The organism is Alphaproteobacteria bacterium (genome assembly GCA_015062495.1).
In the GTDB taxonomy this organism is placed as follows: domain Bacteria; phylum Pseudomonadota; class Alphaproteobacteria; order Rs-D84; family Rs-D84; genus Enterousia.
This window is the reverse complement of sequence record SUUN01000002.1, coordinates 80,659-101,407: the sequence shown is the minus strand read 5'-3', so window position 1 is coordinate 101,407 and position 20,749 is coordinate 80,659. Positions and strand designations below refer to the sequence as shown.

The following is a 20,749-nucleotide window of genomic DNA, read 5'->3' as shown; positions in this document are numbered from 1 at the left end:
AAAAACTTGCATTTGGTGGATTTTAAGTCTATAATTAGCCCCGTTACGGTTCTGGATGCGTAGCTCAGTTGGTAGAGCAACTGACTCTTAATCAGTGGGTCCAGGGTTCGAGTCCCTGCGCGTCCACCAGAAATAAACGGCCATTTTGCGGCCGTTTTTTTGTTTGATTTATGGATATTGTAGCCCAGGGATTCATACCTATGTAAATATTTATATTGCCTTGATAGAATATGGGTGTTGACATGAAACTTTGAATCACAAAAAACACAAAAAGGAGAGAAAATGAAAAAGTTAGCAATTTCAACACTGGCTGTGCTGATTGCGTGTCCGGCGTTCGCGATGAATAATCCGAACCAGGGTAGCAGCTGGCAGATGTGGGGGATGGACCCTTATATCGGTTTGCGTGGTGGTATGAGCTATACAAACTTGAACTATAAATATGATGGCAACAAGGAATCTATGACTGATTATATTTTCCAGGGTCGTGCCGCATTAGGTTTAGAAGTTTGTGATACCGTGCGTTCGGAAATCGAATGGACATACTTTGGCAGAATGTCTGATAGCGAGAATTTTGGCGCAGGCATTGGTGGTATTGATGTAGAAACCAAAATGCAGACACTGTTGTGGAATAACTATTGGGAATTTGGTTCGTATAAAATCGTTCGTCCGTTCGTTGGATTGGGCGTTGGTATGGCGTTTACAGATGTTAAACGTGATGGCGAACTGGTCCCACGTCAAAGTGAAAGCAAAACACGCTTTTCAGGTATGGGTACAATGGGCGTAACATTCGATATGGAACGTTTTGCGGTTGATGTCGCGGCACGTTATACATATGTTGATATCCAGTCAGGGTTGCATAACTTTGGTGGCGATATCGGTATCAGATTTATGTTCTAAAAAAAATCCCCCATGTGGGGGATTTTTTGTTTGACCCAAAAAATAAAAAAACTTATAATGCCCCAGCATTTTTAGGAAAATAAATTAACAACGCGCAGTGTATGCAACACATAAGTCCAGTTGCAGGCACTGTTTTTTTATGGGGAAAACAAGATGGCAAATATTTATCCACAGAATTTCAAAGAAGCAATAATTTCTGCAATTCCAAACTGTACAACGATGGTGTTGGGGATGATGACAATGAATTTATGGATTTATGGGCATTTGTCGTGGGCAAATTTTTTTGGTGCGCTGGGGCCCATTTATATAACGGCATTTACGCTGGATTTCTTTTTGGTTGGTCCATTGGTGATGCGATTGGTAAGTAAATTTAATATTCAAAAATATATGCCGTTGTTTCGTGTGGGACTGATGGCAATGATTTTAACGGGGCTTGCACCTGTTATTGAGACGGGGAATGCGCCGGGTGCGTCACAGTATTTAATGGCGTTGCCGCGTAATTATATTGTGGCCTTAATTTTACAGGTTTTTGTTGCGTACAAATTTGGATGTTGGACTTTGGCTAAATACAGATTGTTCAAGGCGTCGGTTAATGTTGCAAAGTAATAAAAAAATCCCCGAAATGGGGATTTTTTTTATGTAAGTTTGGCCAGGGCCAGTTTATTTAAGAAACCTTCTTCGATTGCGCTGAGTAATGAATTTAGCCCTTCGTTCGTTTCGCCGTCGGTCTGTAATTCTTCCAGGTGTGATATTATAATCATACACATTTTTACCAGGTCACGATTGATGAATTTGGAATTTAGGATGTCGGGCTTGAATACTTTTTTGTTGTCGTCAGCCATAAAATAATTTTCTGCAATCGAATCGACCCAGGTGTCAATGTCGCCGGTTAAACGATCGAATAACAGGTGCTTGGCATAACTGTCTGTTGACCAGTGATTGATTTTGCATGCGTATTTGAATGCGATTAAATATTGCATAAGTGTGTACATGTTTTCCCCCCTTTGGTAAAAAGACAATATCAGATAAATTTTATGATTGATATAGGATTGGTTTCAAAACGCGCTGTACGCATGAAATCTGGGGATTCCTAGGGAATCAAACCTGGGGTAAATGGTGTTTTTTTATAGTAGACTGGTAATGTGTAAATACACGGAACAAAAGGAGAAAATACTATGAAAAACATTATGAAAAAAATGGGGGTGTTTGCATCTGTGTTGGGTGCAGCAGTTTTATTAAGTGGGTGTATGATGGAATGTCCAAATAAAAAGATGCGCCATCATAAACCTGTGCAGCGCGTTCAGCCAGTCGCCGTTGTAGCAGAAACAGATGAAATCGTCGTTTATCAAACGTATGAAAATGCAGATGTAAATCACGTTTATGCAAAAATGTACACACACAGCAGTAATGGTGGCGAATCGAAAATGGGACATATCAAGTTCAAGGATACTGATAATGGTCTGAAAATGATGGTTGATTTGAAAGATTTGCGCCCAGGTGTTCAGTACAATGTTAAACTGTACCAGTGCAATTCATGCTATAACGACGCGAAATGCTGTAATAATTCTAAGTTGATGAATGTTCAGTTGCCAATGTTGCAGGCGGGATTAAGTCGTCATCTGAATCAGACATATATGATTCAAGGATTAAGTGCCGCACAATTGGATGGTGCTAATATCTATCTGGAACGTGATGGTGGATACAAGGCCGGATGGGGCAAATTGGAAAAATAATCGCTGTTTTTGAAACTGGCATTGCACCCCGTGAAAACGGGGTGTTTTTATATTTTGCTTTGGGAATATATTCTTGTTTGCTATGCTGGGGGAACAGGTTAGAAAATGAAATTTTATGCTTTGGCTTTTGCTTTCCTTGTTATGTCCCATGGTGTGGCATGTGCCGATTCGTTCATGGGGGATGTGACGGCTGATTTTATCAATTTGAACGCAGATACCGTCATTGGTGAAAATATCAGATTTGAACCAGATGTTGTTAATGTTAACAGAACAATTGATTTGATAAATAATGGTTCGGTTAATACTGATTTTGTAGTTTGCGAACGGTGTGAATTTAGAATTCTGAATCACGGGGATTTTACAGCAAATTTTAATCTGGGTATGGATGCAGATATTGTTCAGGTTGTGTCGGGTGTGAATGATTTTAATCCAATTGTAAGTAATGTGAAATATACTTTGATGATTGATGGTGCGGATAACATTTATTTAAATGCCGGGGTAAATGCAGGTGTGCTGAATAAATTAGTTATACAGAATTCGATTGTTGATATTAATAATTTTGATTTTAGAAATTTGGACGCATTAGATCTGTTGGGCGATATTGTTTTTGTCGTGGATGATTTGTCAGATATGTATGATGTGCCGATTGTTAATAATGTGTCGGCAAATGGTCAGATTTATTTTCAAAGTGATGTGAATAATCCTTTGTTCGCGGATGTGGGATATGTTGATGATGGACGGTTGTTTGTAAAACGTGTGCGTGAAACAGACTATGTAAAGGTTTTAAACAGTAAAGCAGGGCTGTTTTTGAATAATCTGCGGGCAAAGAATCCGGATGATGGTTTGTTGAAATACATGGATAGTGCAACGCATATGGATGCGTTGCGTGATGCGATGAAACGTTCGGTGCGATTTAACCCAAGTGTTCTGGGGAACATTATTGAAATCATTAATTCGTTTGATAAATTTTTGTTTAAAACAGATGCAGGTATTTATGTGGATGGAAATCTGGTGTGGTCTGATAATTTTTATTCGTATGGTGTAAACCTGGGTGGGGTGGACAGGATTGGTGATGTGGATGTTGCGATAAATATGCGTGTTGGAAATATTGAGTATGAAACAGAATTAGATAATTTTGCAGGTGTGTATTATGGGTTAAATTTAAATGCAAAATATTTGATGAAAAATAATTTATGGGTGCGCGGGTTGGTGGATGTTACAAGATTTGATTTTGATATGGGTGATGTGTTTTATGAAAATCGTGTTATAAATAATCCGTCTGCTGTGTCAATGAATGTGGTGGCGGATTTTGGATACAGGTATGTACCAATCGATTCGTTTTATATTGCGCCCTTTGTCGGGATTGATATGTCGAATTATAGAATGGAATCTGTTACAGATGGGACAATGCACGCGCGTGGTGGGGTAATGGTTGGGTATCAATATGAAATGATGGGAATAAAATACAATTATGATGCTATGTTCGATGTTGCGTCGCAGTATATGATGCGCGGTGTGGCGCGAATTGGGGTTTGGTCGGCGTATGATATGATTGGTGGTAACACAGAATTTAGCATCGTGCGCATGTTTGATACGTTGTCATACAAAATATCAATTGTGGGCAGATTGCGTTTCTGATTAGTCTGCAAATTTACCACGAAGTGATGCCTTGTTTGCGGCGGTAATTTTTATGTTGGCCAATTCAGGTGCATTGTCGCGATATTCAACGATACATTGTTGCATGAACGGTGTTCGATATACCAGGTGACGGCCAGTTTTGTCGACCCCTTCGAGCAGGCAGGATAAGGTTCTATCAACACAGCCAATGTTAAATTCGCGTTGGACTTCGTTTAAATATGCATCCAGTTTGGCCAGGCGTGCGGCCTTGACGTTTTCGGGGATTTGATCGGGCATTAATGCCGCCGCGGTATGTGGACGCGGTGAATATTTGAACGAGTATGAGTTGATATATTTGATTTGTTCCGCAATACGCATTGTCTGTTCAAAATCATCGTCTGTTTCGCCTGGGAATCCAACAATAAAGTCAGATGAAATTTGAATGTCTGGACGTGCAATTTTTAGTTTGCGAATTATGTCAGTGTATAATTCCAGGCTGTATGGGCGGTTCATGCGCGCCAGTACATTGGGTGCGCCACTTTGGATTGGCATGTTCAAAAAAGGCAGTAGTTTTGGTTCGGTCGCGAACATAGAAATCAGGTCGTCTGTCATTTCAGTTGGATAACTGGATGTAAAGCGTATACGCATGATTTCTGGGATTTTTGCGGTTTCGCGAATTAAATCGGACAGGCGATAAAGTTTGCCGTTTTCATCGGTGTATTTGTATCCGTTGACATTTTGCCCCAGAAAGCAGATTTCAATCGCACCGGTTTTTGCCGCATGTATAGTTTCCGCCATTACCGATTCGAATGAACGCGAAATTTCGCGGCCACGTGTGTATGGAACAATACAATATGTACAGACGTGATTACAGCCTTCTTGGATTGGAATATATGCGACGCGTGGGGATTTTACCATCTGGGGCAGGGCGTCAAACTTTTCCAAGCCCCCCAGGTCAATGTTTAGTAAACGTGCATCTGGGTTTTCCAGGATGTCGGGCAATTTGTGATACGATTGCGGGCCCAACACAAAATTCAAATCAGGAATGCGACGAAATGCATCTGTGCCCGATTCGCGGGCGACGCAACCAACAATACCGAACAGTGCCGATGGCTTTTTTGCGCGGCGTATGCGCCCCAGGGCAGAAAATACTTTATCGGTCGCCTTGGCACGAACAGCGCAGGTGTTTAATATGATAATGTCTGCGTCGGAAACATCGTCTGTACGCACCATGCCGCGGTGTTCCAACATCGCAGCGATTCGCCATCCATCATAAACATTCATCTGACAGCCAAAGGTTTGGATAAAGAATTTTTTCATGTTTGTACTTTATTTGTGCTTGGTATGTTCGTTGCGCATACGTTTTATTTGACGTGCGGTTGCCGTGTCAAAGGCACGACGACATGCGCGCATGCGTTCAGACCATTCGTGGTTTTGAATTTTAGACATCGCTGTGGTATGCGCTAATTCGCGTAAAGTGCGCTTTATTGATGTGTACATTTTATTTGTTCTTGGTTTTTTCGCTGCGAATTTTTTTCGCCTGGGATGTTTTTACCTTGGCAACGGCGGAATCATAGGCAGATTTTGCACGTTCAATTTCAGATATGTGTTCGTCAACCTCGATTGTGCCGTATTTAACGCCTGTGATTGAATCATTTTCAACAATGCCAATTACTTTTACCATGATTTTATCCTTTTATGCTAGTTTGTTTCTTAAAATTTCATTTACAACGGCTGGGTTGGCGGTGCCACCTGTTTTCTTCATAACGTTTCCAACAAAGAAGCCGAGTAATCCAACCTTGCCAGATTTATATTGTTCAACCTGGGATGGATTTGCAGCGATGACTTCGTCAACAATTCCTTCGATTGCGGTGGTGTCAGTCATCTGTTTCATGCCGAATTTGTCGGCAATTTCGCGTGGTGTGCCAGATTCCCCGTCCAACATTTTGATAAAGATTTCTTTGGCCTGTTTGCCGTTAATTGTGTTGTCGCCAATCATATCAACCAATTCTGACAAATCAGATGGTGTGATAATGCGCATTTCATCCACAATGCCGGATTTTTCATTTTTCGCATCCCAATTTTCAGGGTGGGCGAACAGTTCAGAAATCATCCAATTGGCAATTGATTTAGCGTTTTCTTTCTTGCCATTGACGGCAGAATCAAACCAGTGTGATATATCGGTTGTTTCCGTCAGGCGTGCCGCGTCATATTCAGACAGCCCGAATTCATGCGTATAGCGCGCACGGGTTGCAGATGGTAATTCGGGCATAGTGCTGCGAATTTGTTCGATTTGTTCGTCTGTGATAATGATTGGCAGCAGGTCTGGATCTGGGAAATAGCGATAGTCCAGGGCGTCTTCTTTGCTGCGCATAACGGATGTTGTGCCGTCATCTTGGTGATAGCGCATTGTGTCCTGGGAAACAGTGCCACCGTTTTCGTAGATTTCGATTTGACGGCGTGCCTCGTACTCAATGGCAGATTTGATAAATTTAAATGATACCATGTTTTTTGTTTCTGTGCGGGTGCGAAATTCTTTTGAACCGACCGGTCGCACAGATACATTTACATCAGCACGCATAGAACCTTCTTCCATGTTTGCGCGTGATACGCCCAGGGCACGTGCGATTTCGCGGATTTCACGCAGATAGCGTTCGGCTTCGTCTGGGGATGAAATATAAGAATTATTTTCCGTATCTTTGGTGTTCAAATATGTAACGATTTCCAACAGGGCGACCCCGGTACGGTTATAGTCTGCAAAAGATTTTGTTGGATGTACATCGTGTTTTAGTTTGCCGGCGTCCTGTTCCAGGTGGGCGCGTTCAATTAAAATCTTTTTAGGGTTGCCATCGTCGCCCATAATTTCAATCCAGCCACGGCCGACAACAGGGGCTTCGTCTGCGGGTTGTGATATCTGATAGCCCTGGGGCAGGTCAGGGTAAAAGTATTGTTTGCGGGCAAAGCGACTGTGGTGGGATATTTCTGCATTCAGCCCCAGTCCCATTTTTATTGCCTGGTCAACGCAGTATCTGTTTAATACTGGCAACATGCCGGGCATCGCAACATCGACCATTGATACCTGGGTATTTGGGGCGACGGTTGGGTTATAGTCCGCAGATGCGCCACTGAATAATTTCGATTCGGACAGTACTTCGATATGGGTTTCCAGACCAATTACCAATTCCCAATCACATGTTTTGCCTTTTATTGTGAACATTTTATCTTTTTCCCTTGCTTTTTTATTTTTCGTATCTTATTATTGTCCTCGCGTTGGCTAGGTAGCTCAGTTGGTAGAGCAAGGGACTGAAAATCCCTGTGTCGGCGGTTCGATTCCGTCCCTAGCCACCATCTCCTTTCTTATTGCGACCGAAATGGTCGTTTTTTTATTGCCCAAGAAGATGGTATTAGAACAATTCACCTTAAAACTCCTGTGGTCGGCGGTTCGATTCCCGTCGGCTCGCCACCATCTCCTTTCTAGCGACCGTTGTGGTCGTTTTTTTATTGCCCAAGAAGATGGTGCGGATGTTCATTTTTATTTCCCCATAATTGCTGTTGGGCGGTTGTCAATGCCAGCGGCGATTTCAATATGCTTGGCCAATTGCAGGACGCGCATATCTTCAAAACGTGGGCCAACAACCTGCATCCCCAGTGGCAGGCCGTTTGCAGCCAATCCGCATGGTACGCTGCATGCAGGTACGCCCGCCAGGTTCATCGCAACCGTGAATAAATCCAATGCATAATATTCCAGTGGCGACAGGTCGGATGCCAATGGCATGGCGGTGCCGGCGCTGGATGGGCATACAATTAAATCGCACTGTTTAAATGCGGATGCAAAGCTGTCTGCAATCATGCGACGGACGCGGGCGGCCTGCATGAAGTATACGTCGTATGATTCACTGCTTAAAACGGCTGTGCCGATAATCATGCGGCGTTGTACTTCGTCACCAAAGCCGGCGGCACGTGTTTTTTTGTATGTGTCGATTAAATCCGAGCCGTCAATGCGCAGACCATAACGCATGCCGTCATAGCGCGCTAGGTTTGATGAGGCCTCGGCCGGGGCAATAATATAATATGCCGCCAATGCATCCAGGATGTTTGGAATAGACACTTCGACAATTTCTGCGCCCATGGATTTTAAATCGGAAATGCGTTTTTCAAATAACGTTTTCATGTCGTCTGAAACTTTGACGTCTGAAAATTCTTTGATTATACCAACGCGTAATTTTTTGCCGTCGCCCAGGATTGGTTCTAGTGGCGCGTTACATGTAAAGCCGTTTGTGCTGCTCGTTGAATCTTTGGCATCATGGCCCGCCATGGCAGACAGCATTAATGCCGCGTCATCAACAGTGCGTGTAATTGGGCCCGGTGTGTCCAGACTGGACGCAAACGCAACGCAACCCCAACGTGAACACAGGCCGTATGTTGGCTTCATTCCCACCATACCAGTGATGGCCGCAGGGAATCGAATTGAACCACCTGTGTCGGTGCCGGTTGCGGCAATCGCCAAGCCAGATGCCACGGCGGATGTTGAACCGCCCGATGAACCACCGGCAGTTAATTGGCGTTCAATTTGCCATGGATTGATTGGCGCGCCAAAGTAAGACGTTTTGCTGAATGTGCCCATGGCGAATTCATCCAGGTTGGCTTTGCCCAATAAAACGGTGCCGGCATCAATTAATTTCTGGGAAACGGTTGATTCATATTCGGGTACAAAGTTTTCCAACATGCGTGATGCGGCGGTTGTGCGAATGCCGCGGGTGGCAAATAAATCCTTCATCGCGATTGGAACACCGTCCAGGGGCAGGGCGTTGCCCGCGCTGCGCCGCGCGTCAGATGCCGCTGCGTCCGCCATGGCGCGTTCTGGTGTGGTTGTGATATAGCAATTTAGGTCCGCACCATATTTTTCAATTCGTTCCAAATAGCGCCGTGTTAATTCCACAGCGGAAATTTCGCCGGCGTCTAATTTTTGTAATGCTTCGGTAAGTGTAAGGTTAATCATTTGTTATTCTCCATCCATAACTTTTGGTACTGCGAAATAGCCACGTGATGTGCCGGCATTGTCAGGCGTGTTTGCCAAAACCAAGTCACGAATGTTGCCGTCGGTGACCACGTCGTCGCGCAGGGGCAGATCGTGTTCCGATGGGTTTAGTAATGGTTCAACACCAGTTGTATCAATTTTTTGCAGTTTGTCCAGCCATTCAATGACCGAGTCAATGTTCATTTCGGCCAGCTTTTCATCCGAAATTTCAATTCTTATCAGGTTTGCAAATTTTTGTAATTGCTGCTTGCTAAATGCCATTTTCAATCCTATATTTGTAAAGTAAAGGGATTATACAATGATTTTGCCAGATTTCAAGGCTTTTCCGCGCGCTGGGCGCATTTTAGGGGTCGACTGGGGATTGCGTCGAATTGGGGTGGCAGTGTCCAGTCCAATGCGTGATTTTGTGTTTGTGCGCGATGTGATTGTAATGCCACGTGGGGCGAATAATCATGCGTGCTTGATTGCGGATTTGGCGGGGCAAGAACATGTGTCTGGAATTGTTGTTGGATTGCCTGTGCGTGGGGACGGAACAGAATCTGATACAACAAAAATGGTGCGGGATTTTGTTGCGAAATTGGCAACAAAAACGGATCTGCCAATTTGTATGATAGAAGAAAATTTAACATCATCGGCCGCCCAGGAAAGTATGGGACGTATAAAGGTGCGCGATTTAAAAGAAAAACTGGATTCAGAATCTGCGCGGGTAATTTTGGAAAATGCAATTGCAATGATAAATCGGGCTTAAAAAAGCCCGATTTTTATGCGTATGGCGCGTTTTATTCTTCGTCTTTGTCGGGGATTTGACCGTCGGCAGACAGCAATATTGCAATCCAACGGGTGGAATCAAACTGGGCGCAAATGATGTAGATTCCGACCAATAATGGAACGCTGAAAAACATGCCGGCGATGCCCCATATCATACCCCAAACAACCAGGTTTATCAGAATTGCCAATGTTGACAGGTTTAATGTTTTGCCGGTTAATTTTGGCTCGATTATGTTTCCAAATAAAATTTGCAATGAAATTAAACCGACGGCGGTCAGAATTGGTTGCTGTAAGGTTGGCGCAGATACCAATGAATATAATATTGGCAGGGAACATGCCACAATTGCGCCAATGGTTGGAATATAACTGGTGATAAATACGATAAATGCCCAGACGCCGGCAAATTCAACGCCGATTATTTGTAACCATATGAATGAGGCAACGCCGGTAATCGCAGAAATTGCGGTTTTAACAAACAGGTACTTTTTCATGTTGGTGTCGATACTGTCCAGAATATATCTGAACTTTTTTGATTGGCGTTTGGCTGGAAACATTGCAGTAAATTTCTTGTTAAATGTGCTTTGTTCGACAAACATGAAAATCAGATATACCAATACCATGCCAAATGATGTGGCAATGCCGGCCACAGATGCACCGATGTTAGCGGCTATTTTTGTAATATTTGGTATCATGTTCGTGTCAAAGTGCAAACCGACGGAGTCGGATAGGTATGTCCCCAATTGGGTTAGTCTGTCCTGGATTGCGGGCAGGGCGTTGAACAGTTCTGAAAACATTGGGCGGATTTGGGTCGCAAACAAATATATGATAATGCATACCGTTGCAAGTGTTCCAATGTATGATACCCAATCAAAGATAACGGACCAAATTTTTGAATGTTTGTCCGATGGGGTTTTGTATGGCAATGCGCGACGATAATAGTCAGATATGGCATTCATTAAATACCACAGAAAACCCGCAACCAGTATTGGTATTAATATGGAACGGGCAATCCACAGAAAGAATATGATGGCTGTAAAAATAATGATTCCATGCATTTGTGTTTCCCCCTTTGTGTGTCAATAAATCGTGCGTATAGCGCGTTTTTTATTGTTGCTGTATTGTTGTTATTTCAGTGTCTGATATTGTTATTTGAACATCCTGGTCAGAAGTGTGTGGTATAGCAAAGTATATTATTGTGATAGCCAGTAATGCCACATTAAATATGACAGATGCGGTGGCGTATTTGCGTGGCATATCCTGGATAAATGATTTTGTGCCACGTTGCAGTGCCCAAATTCCAAATATTAATGTCAGAGAAAATGTTAATAGTACCGCATTAAAGCCAAAGAAGAAGCCGGATAATGTTGTAATTGCTATAAATGTTGCAATTGTGTTGGCGGGGCGTAGACAAATCCAATTTGTTGCACGTTGCATCCATTTTGATTTTGGTGTGAATGTGGTTGCTTTGGTTGCGGTTGATTTTATGATATAGCCAGGTGTCCACAACGCGGCAAAGCCAAATGGCATACTGCAAATTATTTTCCAGGTTGGAACATTAAATTCGCGTATGCGGCGGAATTTAGCGTAAATATTCGCAATCGCCAGGCCCAGTAAATACAGGTAAAATAGTAATGATGCCGTCAGTGTTATGATGAATGTTGCGGATAAATGTGTTTCCAGCATAAACAGGTAAAACATTATTTGTTGTGCATAGCGTGCCAAAAGATATGAAGATGTAATGAATAGTCCAGAAAGAAGCACGGTTTGTGTGTTATGTATGCTGATAAAAGACAGTTGGTCCATTTTAGCGCGTGGCAATGAGTTTATTTGCAGTGCGATTGAACATATAAAGCCAAGTGCCAATAATATCATTAGTGGTGTCTGGGGAATTGTCGCGGGTGTATAAATTGCGCCAGCAATCAAACTGTATATAAACGCAATTGATATTAAAATGCAAAAAGATGTAGCCGCAAATTTTAATGGTGACCATAATGTCCATGTGGAAAATTTTTTGGTTGTTGATTTTTTCATGTTATCCCCCATTTTGTACCTATTTTACCACAATTTTACCGCATGATAAAGTTGTAGTGTTGGTTGGTTGAATTTTATCCGTGAATGATGATTGGTGACTGATAAAGATAAACGTTGTGTTTGGCATATTTTTTACAGTATCAGCGATTAATTGTTGTGTGTCGTTGTCGGCCCCAGAATCTGGTTCGTCCAGAATTGCCAGACGCGGATTTGTTAGTATCAGACGTAACAGCATCAGTCGTTTGCGTTCGCCGCCGGAAAAGCCGACGTTAATACTGCGGTTCAGCCATTCGCGCGGTATATTTAATTGTTCGCGTGCAGATTCCAGGTTTTGCAAAAATTCGCCCATGGACAGTTCGTGGCCGGTTTGAAAATGAACGTGGGCCGCAATTGAGTGTTTTAAAAAACTGATAACTGTTAATCCTGGTATTTCGGGGACATGCTGTGCGCCCAGAAATATGCCCAGCAGTGCGCGTGTTGTTGCATTTTCGTTTGTTATGTCGCGACCGTCGAATACGATTTTGCCGGATGTGATTTTATAGTCTGGGTTGCCGGCGATTGTCTGGGCCAATGTTGATTTGCCTGAACCGTTGTGTCCCGATATTAAATGGCGTTCGCCACCAGACACCGTCATGTTGATGTCGGTCAGTAATTCTTTGTCGCCATAAAATACAGTTAATTTTTTTATTTCTAACATCTTTAATCCCTGGATATTGCCATTTGTATTAATTGTTTTGATTCAACCAAAAATTCCATCGGCAGACGTGATAATACCGGTGTTGCGGCGGCGCCAATTATCAGTGCGATTGCAGCGTCGGTTTCGATGCCGGCCATGTTCAGATAGTTTAGGGTGGCGGCGTCGATGGTGCCGGTTGTGGCCTCGTGCGATTGTGAGTTGTGTTGTCCGCCGTGGATAATTCGTGGCAGTGTGTTTGCAGTGGCGCGATTGCCGATAATGCGGCTGTCACACTTGGATGCATTGGTGCAGTTTTTTCCGGTAAAAGATACCAGGCTGCGAAATGTCTGGGTGGATGCATCCAGTGCGATGCCATATGAGACAATATTTGATATTGAATTGTCGCCAATGTGTATCATTTTTGTGCCGGTGTCGGCCATTTGAGCACCACGTGTAATTGATAATGAATAAAAATCGCTGTACGCATTGTTTCCGCGCAAAATTGTTGATGGGTATTTCCAGGTTAGGGCGCTGCCAACCTCCATCTGGGTCCAGAGTAGTTTTGCGTTGTCGTGGCAAATTCCACGCTTGGTTACAAAGTTTAAAATGCCACCGTTGTTTTTCGTGCCATCAAAGTCGCCGGCAAACCAATTTTGGACGGTTGCGTATTTGATGGTTGCGTTATCCATGGCAATTATTTCAACGACGCCACTGTGCAGTTGGTGGTTTGGGCGGCGGGGGGCGCTGCAGCCTTCCATATATGTTAATTCGGCACCGGCATCTGCAATGATAAGCGTGCGTTCAAATTGTCCGATTTTTGCGGTTTCTATTCTAAAATAACTGGCCAGGTCAATCGGGCATTTTGTGTTGGGTGGAATGTATACAAATGTGCCGTCTGAAAATACAGCGGCATTTAGTGCTGCAAAAAAGTTGTCAGATGCAGGTACGACCGTGCCCAGGTATTTTTTTACGAGGTCGGGATGTTTGATAACTGCGTCCGAGAAAGGTAGAAATATTATCCCTAATTTTTCTAGTTCGGCTGTGTATGATGTGTGGACGGAACGACTGTCGATTACAGTGTCGGTTGCCATTCCCAACAGGGCGCGTTTTTCATTTTCGGGCAGGCCCATTTTATCATACACGGATTCTAAGTCAGAATTATCGATTTCGCCTGGCTCGTTATAATAATTTAAACTGTCGTAATCAATGGGGCTGTATTCAATGTCGGCCCAATGGGGTTCGGTCATATCTTTCCATGCGTTATATGCGTCAAGACGCCATTGTAATAGCCAATCGGGTTCATTACGTTTGGCCGATATTTCACGGATAAGATTTTCAGACAATTTTGCCATACGTTTATGTGTTTTGTGCCGCCAACTGTTTTGCCTGGGCAAAGAATGTTAATGATTGTCCCAACAGGCCATCGGTAAATGTGTTGGATAACAGGCCGTCCGGTTCTGTGGTCGTTAGGTGGTGCAAGAAGGTGTCTGCACGACGCATATAGTTGTCGATGTTGCGGGCAACTTCGGAATCTAGTTTGATTGCGCGACGTAATTTTTCCAAGGCGAATGGGTTTTTCGCATATTCGTCCATTATGCCGCCCAGGGCGCGCCACAGGGCGTGTTCAGGTGTGTTGCGGGGCATAATGTCAATTGCCGCCATCACAGGTATCAGGTTTTGCAACAGATCTTGGTATATCATTTCTGCGTTTTCGGCAACCGCATTTGTGGCGGATTTGTTTTTTAGTACGGACTGAATTTTTACAATCAGGGCATACTGATGTTCCAGGGTTTTGCCAATGTCGCCAATGCGCGTGTTTATGCGATATATGTACAGCGATATAACGCCAATTAATAAAACAATTATGCCAAGTAAGCCAAAAATAATAATGTTTTCCATGTTGTCCCCTGAAATGTCTGGTTCTTTGGGGACAGTATAACATCTTTTGTCGATTCGTGCGATTTATATGCGCAATTATTTTTTTTCGTTGATTTATGTGTGTTTTAGGTCTTGCACAGATTCGGGCAAATTGTTATAATAATTATTAATTAAGGAAGATTATTCAAGGAAAGGAAGGTTTTGATGTTCCGCAAGATTTTGATTATTGCAATGTTTGCAACGGCGGCGGGCTATTGCTTTGCCGCGGATTCTTTGCCCCAGGTCGTAACGTCTGAGGTGTTCTATGAACAAGATGTTGTCGCAGATGGTGGAACGTATGAACAGGTTGATACCATGCAAATGGATATGGTTGAAAACTATGCAATGCCGGCAAGTGTGCCTGCGTGGCCGATCGCGGGTTCTGATGCCGATGTAGAGATTTCCTGCGAAGGTGGTGCGTGTTCTAAGACCAAGCAGGATGATAATATTCGTATTGTGTCCAAGATTGGTGCGGATTTAGTGGTTGAAAATAATTTTAACCTGGGGGCGCGTGGTGAATTTACAGGTTGGTCCGGTGGGGCGAATTTGTTGCACGGGACACAGATTCCGGTTGGCTTTGACGACGAATGTAACGGGGCAGAGATGGCACTGTTGCATCGCGAGGTTTTAGAAGATGATGGTGGAAATGTTTTGGCTGTGTCGCGCAGTGGACGCAAGAACTGTGGTAAATATGCCGATGGATATGAGGCGTTTGCAGTTCGTAATGGTATGAAGGTTGAAAGCGTGGAACAAGATGTTGAGGTTGTTGAAGAAGAAACTGAAATTGCGGTGGATGTTTCTGCAGATGCCGAAGCACCAGTTAATTTAACAGACCAGGTTCGTTCATGGGTTGTTGCAAATGGTCAAACCCTGCGCGAGGTTTTGCAGTCCTGGTGCGATAAAGAAGGTTGGGATTTAGTTTGGACAACGCCGCGCGAATATCCGATTGAGGCCAGTGCCGTATTCAAGGGACGTTTTGTTGATGTGGCGTCTGCTTTGGTGCGTAATTTTGGACGTGCGACACCAATCCCATATGCAAAATTCTATAAGGGTAATAGAGTGTTGGTAATTTCAACAGATGATGAATAAGTATCACAGACAGATGGCGTAGGAGAATAATTATGAGAAAGTCATTAAAATTTTTAATTCTGTGCAGTGTTGTGTTGGCGACGGCAACGGGATGTGCAAAACGCGAATCGGCCAAGGTTGCAGCATCTGTGGATCAGGATTTTATTAACGCATATGATGCGTTTGAAATGGCGAAAAATCCACGCGCCAAGGTTGCCAGTGGTGATACAGTTTCTATGTCCGAAGGGGTTTGGTTGGGAAACAAGTCCATGGTGTTGGAACATCGCAATAACCTGCCGTCTAAGTTTGAAACGGATACGGGGGTGACTATCTTGTTAAATGAACCTGTGTCGTTACAGGTGCTGGCTAATGATATTTATTCAATTACTGGTATCCCAGTTAAAATTGATGGCCAGGTATCGTCTGATAAATTAAAGAAATTGGTTAATGTGGCATATACTGGTAAATTGTCCGGATTGTTAAGTCAGGTCGCAACAGATTTGGATTTGTTGTGGTATTATGATAAAAATTCAATCGTCTTTTATGAAACAGAAACAAAAACATTTACCTTGTATGCCCTGGGGACTGAGGTTGCATATCAAACATCTGTGTCGACCGATAATTCAAATGAAGTGTCGCTGGAATCTACTTTAAAAGAATGGGACGAAGTTGAAAATGCAATCGAATCCATTATTGGCAAGGCAGATAATGCAGACTTTACAGTGTCGCGCAGTTTAGGGACAATTACAGTTACCGCGTCGCCATCGATTTTGGCGCGTGTTGGTGAATATATTGAACGTCAGAACAAGCGTTTGAGTCAATTGATTACAATTGATGTTAAGGTTTTGCAAGTTACGATTTCAAACGATTCTGCGTTTGGTTTGAATTTGGCGGCGGCGATTAATTCAACATCTGGATTGAATATTGTCGCAAATCCAAAGAACAATTTGGCATCGACCGAGGCCAGTTCTATGAATATCGCTGTGTTGTCTAATACTGTATCGGCATTGACGGGTGCAACGCATATGGAGGGATCGTCACTTGTAGAGGGGGCGTATACCCAAGATCAGATTATGAATGGTTCACTGTCAGGTGCGGCGGGCAGCAATGCGTTGATTGAAGCATTGGCAAAGCAGGGCAAGGTATCGTTGGTTACAAACGTTGGTGTGACAACGCGTTCGAACCGTGTTGCCCCGGTCAGCAATACACGTACAACCGGCTATATCAAGCGTTTTGAATCGCGTAATTTTACAACGGTTGAATCCAGTACGGTTGATCAGGACGATTTGGAAACAGGATTCACAATGCAACTGTTGCCGAATGTTTTGGAAAATGGCAAGATTTTGTTGCTGTTCCGTATGTCGGTGCGTGAACTATTGCGTATGTCAACCCAGACAATTGGTGAAGTGACATTGCAATTGCCCGAGGTTGAAGAGCGCAGTTTCATGCAAGAAGTTATCATGGAATCAGGTCAAATGTTGGTGGTGTCGGGATTTGAAAAACAAAAAGGTTCAGATACGCGTTATGGCCTGGGTGATCCGGACTTTATGGCGCTGTCTGGTTCGCGTGAAACATCGGCCAGTCGTGAAGTGTTGGTTGTTATCCTGACGCCGCAGGTTCTGGTTAGCCCGATGGATGCAGAGCGTAGTATTCAGCAGCACTGGGGCGCGCCGCTGAACTAAAATAAAATCTAATGGCATATCTATGGGCGGGGGTGACATCTCATGTAGCGTTTGTACACTACGATGTCGCCCCCATCCCATATCTACACCATTATCTTTTATTTTTATAAATTGTATTTTTTTATCTGAATCATTCTAATTTATTTTCAATAAGTTCGATGTTTTTTATTTGACAGAATTTGATTTTGGTCTAAGATTCCAAAAAAGGAATTTTTATGGAAATCAAATATAATTTAACGCCACAGCAGGCGCAGCGTTTTGAACAATTGCGTCGCATGTCGCCGGGTGCTTATGAAAAAATATGCAAGGGGTGTGGTTTGTGTTGTTTGTGTAAGACGGGAACAGATATGATAACCCTTTATACGCGACTGTCTTGTAATTGCCTTGATTTGAAAACGCGACGTTGCATGGATTATAATAATCGTTTAAAGGTACGAAAATATGAATGTACCAAGGTGACACCAGAATTGGCGGTGGCTGGTAATTTAGTGCCACGCACATGTGGTTATGTGGAATATATTTATGGGGTGGGGGCGCCGATTAATTTTGATTGGTCATCTGTAAAGCCACTGGGGAATTTGGATTTGGACAATCCAATGGATGTAATTCCGAATATAATTATGGATTCTGTGAATTGGAAACGCAGATAAAAAATCCCCCGGTTGGGGGATTTTTATTTTTGTGCCTGTTGACGTGCCATGAATTCGGAAATCAGGCGTTCGCGCAATGCAATCTGTTTTTTTAAATCGCGGCGTGATGCATGGTTTAAACGTGACATATAATTTTCTTCGTATCCATCAAATACGTGCATTAGTTCTGGGAAAACTTGAACCACAGGTTTGCCAGTTTCTTTGTCCAGGTATTCAATGATTTGTGTCGCAATTTTTTCGCCCATAATTTCGCGCAGGACGGTTTGTTTTGTTGCCATGTCACATGCACCGGGGTTTGGAAATTGGGTACAAGAAATCCAGCCTGTACTTTCTTGGGTCTGTTTGCCATTCAAGACAATAACACCCAGCGGCGCGGTTTTGCACAGGGTAAATAATTCCGTTGACATAAATGGTGAAAATGCAATTTGATATGTGTTTTTCTTTTTCTTGGACACGTGGTCTTCTGGAATTGTCGACATAACAGGTGTTGGTGCAGATATTGAATTTTTTTTGCCAAATAATTTCATGAGTGTTCCCCTTTTTATTTTTTTATCATTGTTTGAAATGTAACACAAAATATAAAATTGTCAAGGAACAAGAAAGAAAAAATCTATCGGGATTGTTCCCGATAGATTGGTTTATACGAACAAGTCTTTTACAAATTGGGCATGTTCGGTGATAAATTTGAATCGAAATTCTGGCTTTTTGCCCATCAATTCAGAAACAATTATGCGTGTTTTTTCCGTGTCTTCGATGCCGTCTTCGGTACGCGGTGGCAGGTCTACGCGTATCAATCGGCGTGTTTTGGGTGACATGGTGGTTTCTTTTAATTGGTTCGGCATCATTTCGCCCAGACCCTTGAATCGTGAAATTTCAACCTTTTTATTTTTATATTTAGTTGATTTCAGGTTTTCCAATTCTTCGTCTGTATCAACATAGATGGATTCAGTCCCGCATGTTAATTTATACAGCGGTGGGCACGATAAATACAGGTGGCCACCATAAATTAACTGGGGCATGTATTGATAGAAAAATGCCATCAGCAGTGATGCGATATGACTGCCGTCGACGTCGGCATCGGTCATGACGATAATTTTCTCATAACGCAGTTTATCTTCGTTCCAATCTTTGGCTGTGCCTGCGCCGATAATGTCAATTAAATCGTTTAATTCGCGGTTGTTGCCAAAACGTTCGTCTGAATTAGATATAACATTTAATACCTTGCCGCGCAGTGGCATAATTGCCTGGGTTGCACGATCGCGTGCCTGTTTTGCAGTACCGCCGGCCGATTCCCCCTCTACAATAAATAATTCTGTGCCGGCGATGCCGTGTTTTGAACAGTCGGCCAGTTTCGCAGGCATGCGAATACGCTTGGTCGGGGTTTTGCGGGCGACATCTTTGACCGCCTTGGTTTTGATGCGCGCGTTTGCCAGGTTGATTACAAATTCCAGTAATGCATTCGCCGTCTTTGGGTCGGATGCCAAAAACATTTCCCATGGGTCGCGCAGTGCATTTTCAGTATAGCGCGCGATTTCTGGGTTGGATAATTTTTCCTTGGTCTGGCCCAGGAATTGTGGTGTTTTATAGAAGACAGATACGATTGCAGCAACAGAATCAAAAACGTCTTCGCCGATAATTGATGCGGCGGCTTTGTTATTAACTTTTTCGCCGTATGCCTTAATCCCCTTGGTAATGGCGGATTTGAAACCGGTTTCGTGTGTGCCACCGTCGATTGTCGCAATTGTATTACAGTAAGACGAGAAGAATCCATCGTCAGATGCCGCGCCATTTTCATCGGTTAAAAATGTTAGTGCCCATTCAACGCGACCGCTGTCATCGGGGAAATCAACGCTGCCACTGAAAATGCGGGGCAGGATTCGTGGTTTAGAATCTGTCTTTTCCGCCAGGAAATCCGCCACGCCGTTCGGATAAAAGAACGTTGTTGTGGCCGGGATATTCATGTCTTCGGTCAATAATTCTGGGTTGCAGTGCCAGTCGATTTTAACCCCGCGGGACAGGAAAGCCTTGGCCCGGGCCATGCGATAAATTTTTACCGGTTTAAATGTGGCAGATGCACCAAAAATTTCATCATCAATTGTAAAGCGGATTTTTGTCCCGTGGGCCTTGGTTGCGTCGCCCCGTGTCATGGGTGATGTTGTGACGCCACGTGAAAAAGTCTGGTGCCAGTTATAGCCGTCGCGGGCAATGTCCACCACCATTTCAGATGACAGCGCGTTTACCACAGCCGATCCAACGCCGTGCAGGCCACCGCTGGTTTTATAAACATTATTATTAAACTTACCGCCCGAATGCAGGGTTGTTAATATAACCTCTAGGGCGGATTTGCCGGGGTACTTTGGGTGTTCGTCCACCGGAATACCACGACCGTCGTCGGTGATTTCAATGGTCTTGGAATCAATTAAATTTACTGTGATTTTCTTGGCAAAGCCGGCGACGGCTTCGTCAATGGAATTGTCCATAATTTCAATCGGCAGGTGATGCCACGCCTTTTCATCAGTGCCACCAATATACATGCCGGGACGCAGGCGAACAGGTTCAAGCCCTTCTAGGACCTGGATATCTGATGCGTCATATGTTTGTGTCTTTTTCTCTGTCATAATGTTAGTATTATTAAAACATTTTTGAATTTTACGCAAGTCCAAAGAATTTCA

The 20,749-nt window shown here is 43.5% G+C and carries 21 protein-coding genes and 2 tRNA genes; 10 read left to right on the top strand and 13 right to left on the bottom strand.

From position 1 onward, the window contains the following. Positions 1 to 53 precede the first annotated feature (53 nt). From E7008_03030 to E7008_03020, 3 genes are all read left to right on the top strand, one after another. Positions 54 to 129, top strand: a tRNA-Lys gene (locus E7008_03030). Positions 130 to 282: 153 nt separating this feature from the next. Further along, positions 283 to 897 carry a porin family protein gene (locus E7008_03025; GenBank protein ID MBE6456891.1) on the top strand — a complete coding sequence of 205 codons (615 nt, stop codon included), beginning with the start codon at positions 283 to 285 and terminating at the stop codon, positions 895 to 897. A gap of 153 nt (positions 898 to 1,050) precedes the next feature. After that, complete coding sequence (locus E7008_03020) at positions 1,051 to 1,503, top strand: hypothetical protein (protein ID MBE6456890.1); 453 nt, start codon at positions 1,051 to 1,053, stop codon at positions 1,501 to 1,503. A gap of 29 nt (positions 1,504 to 1,532) precedes the next feature. Here E7008_03020 and E7008_03015 read toward each other — a convergent pair whose 3' ends face one another. Next, positions 1,533 to 1,889, bottom strand: coding sequence for a hypothetical protein (locus tag E7008_03015; GenBank protein ID MBE6456889.1), 357 nt, complete (start codon positions 1,887 to 1,889; stop codon positions 1,533 to 1,535). A 183-nt stretch (positions 1,890 to 2,072) separates the two neighbouring features. On the opposite strand from E7008_03015, the gene E7008_03010 reads away from it, so the two are divergent. After that, on the top strand, positions 2,073 to 2,630 hold the full coding sequence (locus E7008_03010) for a hypothetical protein (protein MBE6456888.1): 558 nt from the start codon (positions 2,073 to 2,075) through the stop codon (positions 2,628 to 2,630). A 141-nt stretch (positions 2,631 to 2,771) separates the two neighbouring features. Then, positions 2,772 to 4,268, top strand: a complete 1,497-nt coding sequence (locus tag E7008_03005; protein MBE6456887.1) for an autotransporter outer membrane beta-barrel domain-containing protein — start codon at positions 2,772 to 2,774, stop codon at positions 4,266 to 4,268. On the opposite strand, the gene miaB is transcribed toward E7008_03005, so the two are convergent. The 3 genes from miaB to gatB form a co-directional block, all read right to left on the bottom strand. Then, positions 4,269 to 5,567, bottom strand: a complete 1,299-nt coding sequence (gene miaB, locus E7008_03000; protein ID MBE6456886.1) for a tRNA (N6-isopentenyl adenosine(37)-C2)-methylthiotransferase MiaB — start codon at positions 5,565 to 5,567, stop codon at positions 4,269 to 4,271. A 181-nt stretch (positions 5,568 to 5,748) separates the two neighbouring features. After that, positions 5,749 to 5,931: a hypothetical protein gene (locus E7008_02995; protein ID MBE6456885.1), complete on the bottom strand. Its 183-nt coding sequence runs from the start codon at positions 5,929 to 5,931 to the stop codon at positions 5,749 to 5,751. Positions 5,932 to 5,943: 12 nt separating this feature from the next. After that, positions 5,944 to 7,464 (bottom strand): Asp-tRNA(Asn)/Glu-tRNA(Gln) amidotransferase subunit GatB, encoded by a 1,521-nt coding sequence (gatB, locus tag E7008_02990; protein MBE6456884.1) that lies wholly within the window; start codon positions 7,462 to 7,464, stop codon positions 5,944 to 5,946. Positions 7,465 to 7,519: 55 nt separating this feature from the next. Between gatB and E7008_02985 the strand changes: the two genes are divergently transcribed. Further along, positions 7,520 to 7,595 (top strand) — tRNA-Phe (locus tag E7008_02985). A gap of 184 nt (positions 7,596 to 7,779) precedes the next feature. On the opposite strand, the gene gatA is transcribed toward E7008_02985, so the two are convergent. Both gatA and gatC read right to left on the bottom strand, forming a co-directional pair. Continuing rightward, positions 7,780 to 9,246: an Asp-tRNA(Asn)/Glu-tRNA(Gln) amidotransferase subunit GatA gene (gene gatA, locus E7008_02980; protein MBE6456883.1), complete on the bottom strand. Its 1,467-nt coding sequence runs from the start codon at positions 9,244 to 9,246 to the stop codon at positions 7,780 to 7,782. Between the two features lie 3 nt (positions 9,247 to 9,249). After that, entirely contained in the window at positions 9,250 to 9,546 is a 297-nt protein-coding gene (gene gatC, locus E7008_02975; protein ID MBE6456882.1) for an Asp-tRNA(Asn)/Glu-tRNA(Gln) amidotransferase subunit GatC, read from the bottom strand. A gap of 37 nt (positions 9,547 to 9,583) precedes the next feature. Between gatC and ruvX the strand changes: the two genes are divergently transcribed. After that, positions 9,584 to 10,033, top strand: coding sequence for a Holliday junction resolvase RuvX (gene ruvX / locus E7008_02970; protein ID MBE6456881.1), 450 nt, complete (start codon positions 9,584 to 9,586; stop codon positions 10,031 to 10,033). A 31-nt stretch (positions 10,034 to 10,064) separates the two neighbouring features. Here ruvX and E7008_02965 read toward each other — a convergent pair whose 3' ends face one another. The 5 genes from E7008_02965 to E7008_02945 all read right to left on the bottom strand — a co-directional run bounded on the left by E7008_02965 (position 10,065) and on the right by E7008_02945 (position 14,659). Continuing rightward, complete coding sequence (locus E7008_02965; protein MBE6456880.1) at positions 10,065 to 11,108, bottom strand: AI-2E family transporter; 1,044 nt, start codon at positions 11,106 to 11,108, stop codon at positions 10,065 to 10,067. A 49-nt stretch (positions 11,109 to 11,157) separates the two neighbouring features. Continuing rightward, entirely contained in the window at positions 11,158 to 11,751 is a 594-nt protein-coding gene (locus E7008_02960) for a hypothetical protein (protein ID MBE6456879.1), read from the bottom strand. 352 nt (positions 11,752 to 12,103) lie between these two features. Continuing rightward, complete coding sequence (sufC, locus tag E7008_02955; protein ID MBE6456878.1) at positions 12,104 to 12,781, bottom strand: Fe-S cluster assembly ATPase SufC; 678 nt, start codon at positions 12,779 to 12,781, stop codon at positions 12,104 to 12,106. A gap of 2 nt (positions 12,782 to 12,783) precedes the next feature. Beyond that, entirely contained in the window at positions 12,784 to 14,112 is a 1,329-nt protein-coding gene (gene sufB / locus E7008_02950) for a Fe-S cluster assembly protein SufB (GenBank protein MBE6456877.1), read from the bottom strand. A gap of 4 nt (positions 14,113 to 14,116) precedes the next feature. After that, a complete protein-coding gene (locus tag E7008_02945) occupies positions 14,117 to 14,659 on the bottom strand; it encodes a hypothetical protein (protein ID MBE6456876.1) in 543 nt (180 codons plus the stop codon). Positions 14,660 to 14,842: 183 nt separating this feature from the next. On the opposite strand from E7008_02945, the gene E7008_02940 reads away from it, so the two are divergent. The 3 genes from E7008_02940 to E7008_02930 all read left to right on the top strand — a co-directional run bounded on the left by E7008_02940 (position 14,843) and on the right by E7008_02930 (position 18,077). Further along, positions 14,843 to 15,766, top strand: coding sequence for a hypothetical protein (locus E7008_02940; GenBank protein ID MBE6456875.1), 924 nt, complete (start codon positions 14,843 to 14,845; stop codon positions 15,764 to 15,766). A 32-nt stretch (positions 15,767 to 15,798) separates the two neighbouring features. After that, on the top strand, positions 15,799 to 17,427 hold the full coding sequence (locus E7008_02935) for a hypothetical protein (GenBank protein ID MBE6456874.1): 1,629 nt from the start codon (positions 15,799 to 15,801) through the stop codon (positions 17,425 to 17,427). Between the two features lie 215 nt (positions 17,428 to 17,642). Next, on the top strand, positions 17,643 to 18,077 hold the full coding sequence (locus tag E7008_02930) for a hypothetical protein (protein ID MBE6456873.1): 435 nt from the start codon (positions 17,643 to 17,645) through the stop codon (positions 18,075 to 18,077). 23 nt (positions 18,078 to 18,100) lie between these two features. Here the strand turns inward: E7008_02930 and E7008_02925 are convergent, their stop codons facing one another. Then, entirely contained in the window at positions 18,101 to 18,604 is a 504-nt protein-coding gene (locus E7008_02925) for a hypothetical protein (protein MBE6456872.1), read from the bottom strand. Positions 18,605 to 18,715: 111 nt separating this feature from the next. Beyond that, entirely contained in the window at positions 18,716 to 20,695 is a 1,980-nt protein-coding gene (locus tag E7008_02920) for a type IIA DNA topoisomerase subunit B (GenBank protein MBE6456871.1), read from the bottom strand. Between the last annotated feature and the right edge of the window lie 54 nt (positions 20,696 to 20,749).